2 protein-coding genes and 1 pseudogene are annotated in these 3647 nt (G+C 66.7%); all 3 read right to left on the bottom strand.

What is annotated here, in order from left to right; translation table 11 throughout:
- Positions 1 to 235 precede the first annotated feature (235 nt).
- Positions 236 to 2485: a UDP-forming cellulose synthase catalytic subunit gene (gene bcsA, locus CF70_RS18345; RefSeq protein WP_035867616.1), complete on the bottom strand. Its 2250-nt coding sequence runs from the start codon at positions 2483 to 2485 to the stop codon at positions 236 to 238.
- On the bottom strand, positions 2482 to 3255 hold the full coding sequence (bcsQ, locus tag CF70_RS18340; protein ID WP_035867614.1) for a cellulose biosynthesis protein BcsQ: 774 nt from the start codon (positions 3253 to 3255) through the stop codon (positions 2482 to 2484). The genes bcsA and bcsQ overlap by 4 nt, the downstream gene beginning before the upstream one ends.
- A pseudogene (locus tag CF70_RS36980) lies at positions 3252 to 3647 on the bottom strand (hypothetical protein); the annotation flags it as partial. The pseudogene CF70_RS36980 and the gene bcsQ, both read right to left, overlap by 4 nt.

The raw sequence follows: 3647 nt of genomic DNA, 5'->3' as shown, positions 1-3647 counted from the left end.
GGGCACGCCGGCGCGCTGGGCGCCGGCCGGGTTTACCGTCAGCATGGCGAGCGCGAGCAGCGCACCCAGGCGGGTCAATGCTGGCAAGCGCGCGGGTGGCCTTGTGGACAAGCGTGCGGGCAGGCGTGGTGTCTTGGTCAAACGCATTCTCTTCTTTCTTGCCAGTGGTCCGGTGCGTGGTCAGATCGCCGCTCCCCATGGGGCGGGGAAGCGGCACGTGGGCCGCTCAGGCCAATCAGTTTGCGGAGGCGCCGGGTTCGGGCCGCCGCAGCAGGCGGCGCATTTCTCGGCCCAGGTGGAACATCACATTATGGAAACCGAGCAGGCCGATGCGCAGGATCTGGCCGGCAGCCAGCCCCGGCGCATCCGGACGCTTGCGGCCCCAGGAATCGATCCACGCGTCGGCACGCGCGAAGGTGCATTGCACGAAGGCCAGTTCCTCGCGCGGACTCATCTCCGCCATTTCCAGGCCAGTGTGCGTCTCGCCCTGGAACACCACCTTGGCGGGGAATATGTGTTCGTCGTCCTGCAGGTAAAGCGATATCTGCACCGGCTCGCCCACGGTGGCCTTCGTGCCCGGTGGCAGCCGCATGCCGATGCCACCTTCGGCAAAGTCGATGGTTTCGCACACCAGCGCGCGGCCATCGGCGAAATGGAGCGTGGCGGGCAGCTTCATCGCAACCCGGTGCGCCACGCGGATCTGGCGCGTCTCGCTGGCGACAGCGATGGAGGCGCCGAGGATGATCAGGTTGTAGAACGTCCAGATCAGGTTGAGCACGACCGTGGTGGCCTCGAACTGATTCCACAGGAACAGCCGCAGGAAACCCACCACCACGCCCAGCAGGTTGAACAGCAGCAGCACCAGGTAGGGCCGCGATATCACCCAGTCGAAGTAGGCTTCCTCGATCACCCCGCCCTTCGGCGTCACGTTGAACTTGCCGGCCGCGGGGTTGACGAAGGCCACCAGCACGGGACGCATGATGTACCAGGCCAGCACGGATTCGTAGACCTCGTTCCAGAACGAATGCCGGAACTCGCCCTGGATGCGCGAATTGGTCATGTTCGCGTGCAACAGGTGAGGCAGCGCAAAGATCGCGATGGTCAGCGCCGAGGCCTGGATCACGTGGGCGCCGAACAGCAGGTAGGCCAGCGGCGCGGTCAGGAACACCAGCCGCGGCAGGCCGTAGAAGAAGTGCAGCATGGCGTTCAGGTAGCACAGCCGCTGCGGCAACGACAGTCCGGGCCCGAACAGCGGATTGTCGACCCGGCAGATCTGCGCCATCCCGCGCGCCCAGCGGATGCGCTGGCCCACGTGGCCGGACAGGCTCTCCGTGGCCAGCCCCGCGGCCTGAGGGATCGCCAGGTAGGCAGTGCCGTAGCCCTTGCGGTGCAGCTTGAGCGCGGTATGGGCGTCCTCGGTCACCGTTTCCACTGCGATGCCGCCCACTTCCAGCAGCGGCGCGCGGCGGATGATGGCGCACGAACCGCAGAAGAAGGTGGCGTCCCACAGGTCGTTGCCGTCCTGCACCAGGCCATAGAACAGCTCGCCCTCGTTAGGCACTTCCTGGAAGGTGTGCAGGTTCTTCTCGAACGGATCGGGCGAGAAGAAATAGTGCGGCGTCTGCAGCATGGCCAGCTTGCGGTCCTTGATGAACCAGCCCATGCAGATCTGCAGGAAGGACCGCGTGGGAATGTGGTCGCAATCGAAGATCGCCACATACTCGCCGTGCGTGCTCTTGAGCGCTTCGTTGATATTGCCGGCCTTGGCGTGGCGGTTGTGGTTGCGCGTGATGTGGGTGACGCCGACCTTCTCGCAAAATTCGCGGAATTCATCGCGCCGTCCGTCGTCCAGCACGTAGACGTTGATCTTGTCGCGCGGCCAGTCCAGCGACATGGCGGCGAACACCGTCGGCTTCACCACCGACAGCGGTTCGTTGTAGGTGGGGATGAAGATATCCACGGTGGGCCAGCTGGCGACGTCCGCAGGCATCGGAACCGGGCGGCGCTTGAGCGGCCAGGCGGTCTGGAAGTAGCCCAGCATCAGCACCACGAAAGCGTAAAGCTCGGCCAGCACCAGGCCGATGCCGAAGGCGGCGTCGAACCAGCCACCCAGCCCCACGGTTTCGGTCAGCCGCCAGTACATATAGCGGCTGGAAGCCGCGATCGACAGCACCACCATCATCAGGGTGGCAAGGTGCCCCTTGACCTTGTTCAGCCACACCGCCAGCGCGAAGCACACCGCGGCAAACCCGACCTGCTGCCAGAAGTCCAGCGGCACGGTGACCACCAGCGCAAACATGGCCAGGCCGCACAGCAGCGCAAGCCACCGCGCCGGGGCACTGTCCCACAAGGGAAGTTCGACGAAAGTCGTGCCGAACCGCTGCAATAGGGACGACAGCCCGTTGGGCTTGTCCTGGTCCTGGTTCTGGTCCTTGCCCCGCGCGCGCTTGGGCGCGGCAGTGGCTGTTGCCTTGGCTGGCTTCACGCGGCTTCTCCGTGGGCGGCCAACGCTTTCCGTATCCACGCAGCGCAGCGCTGCAGGTCGTGCGTGGCCTGGCTGTGAGGGTTGTATTCGAGCACGCTGCGATCATAGGCAAGCGCCTCGGCCACGGCCTGGTCCTGGTGGATCACGCCCAGCACGCGCTCGCCGAGCTGGGCGCGCAGCACCTGCACCACGTCCTTGCCGAGCTGGCGGCTCACGTCGACCTGGTTGATCACCAGCACGTGGCCCAGGAAATCCGGTCGGCCCTCGCAATAGGTGCGGATCAGGTCTTCCATCAGGGGCAGCGTGGCGTAGGACGCCGCATCCGGCAGCGACACCATCACGCACAGCCGCGCACACGACAGCACCTGTCGCATGTAAGGCGACGGACCGGGCGGCGTATCGATCACGACCACGTCATCGCGGCCCAGGCCCAGCGCGGCAAGCTCGGTGCGCAGCCAGCCCGGGTGGGTGGCCAGGTGCGCTTCAAAAGCAGAGCGGTCCGCCTCGTTCAGCGCGCCGAACGGCACCACCAGCACGCGCGAACGGCCTTTGTACATGCTCTGCTGCCAGGCTTCGCCAGCCAGGGTCGCCCGCGCATGGCCCGCGACCTCCTGTGGCGGCATGCCGAAGTGCAGGCGCAGGGCATTCTGCGGATCCAGGTCGACGGCAAGCACATTCTCGCCGGCAACGGCAAGCGCTTCGGCCAAGTTGGCCGACAGCGTGGTCTTGCCCACGCCGCCCTTGGCCGAAACAACAGCAATGATCTTCACGAGCGATTCAGCCGATCAAGAAAGGAGCGGCGCGCTGGCGCGCGCTCGCTGGTTGCGCCTGGTTCCTTGCGGCCTTCAAGCCGCGCGAATACCTTGTTCAGTTCCGTGCCGGTGCCGGGGGCGTGGTTCGGATCCACCGGCGCCCACAAGCTGCTTTGCTGCGGTGCGGGAATCGCGGGGCCTGACACCGCTGCCGGTGCGGCAGGGATTGCCGGTGCCGGCGCGGCGGGCGTGTGCGGCCTCGCGGCCGGCGCCAGAGGCGCCATGCCTTCCGGCGTGCGGAATCGGGGCTCCATCCCGGAGACTGTGTTCACGGCCGAAGGCGCTTCATGCCCCACATTGTCGCGGCCCGGCCCCGCGGCCGGCGGCGGCTCGCTGGCGGGCGCCGCGGC

It is taken from the genome of Cupriavidus sp. SK-3, from assembly GCF_000611145.1.
Lineage (GTDB): Bacteria > Pseudomonadota > Gammaproteobacteria > Burkholderiales > Burkholderiaceae > Cupriavidus.
Note: the sequence above shows the minus strand (reverse complement) of the source record. Positions and strands in the feature narration are given on the sequence as shown.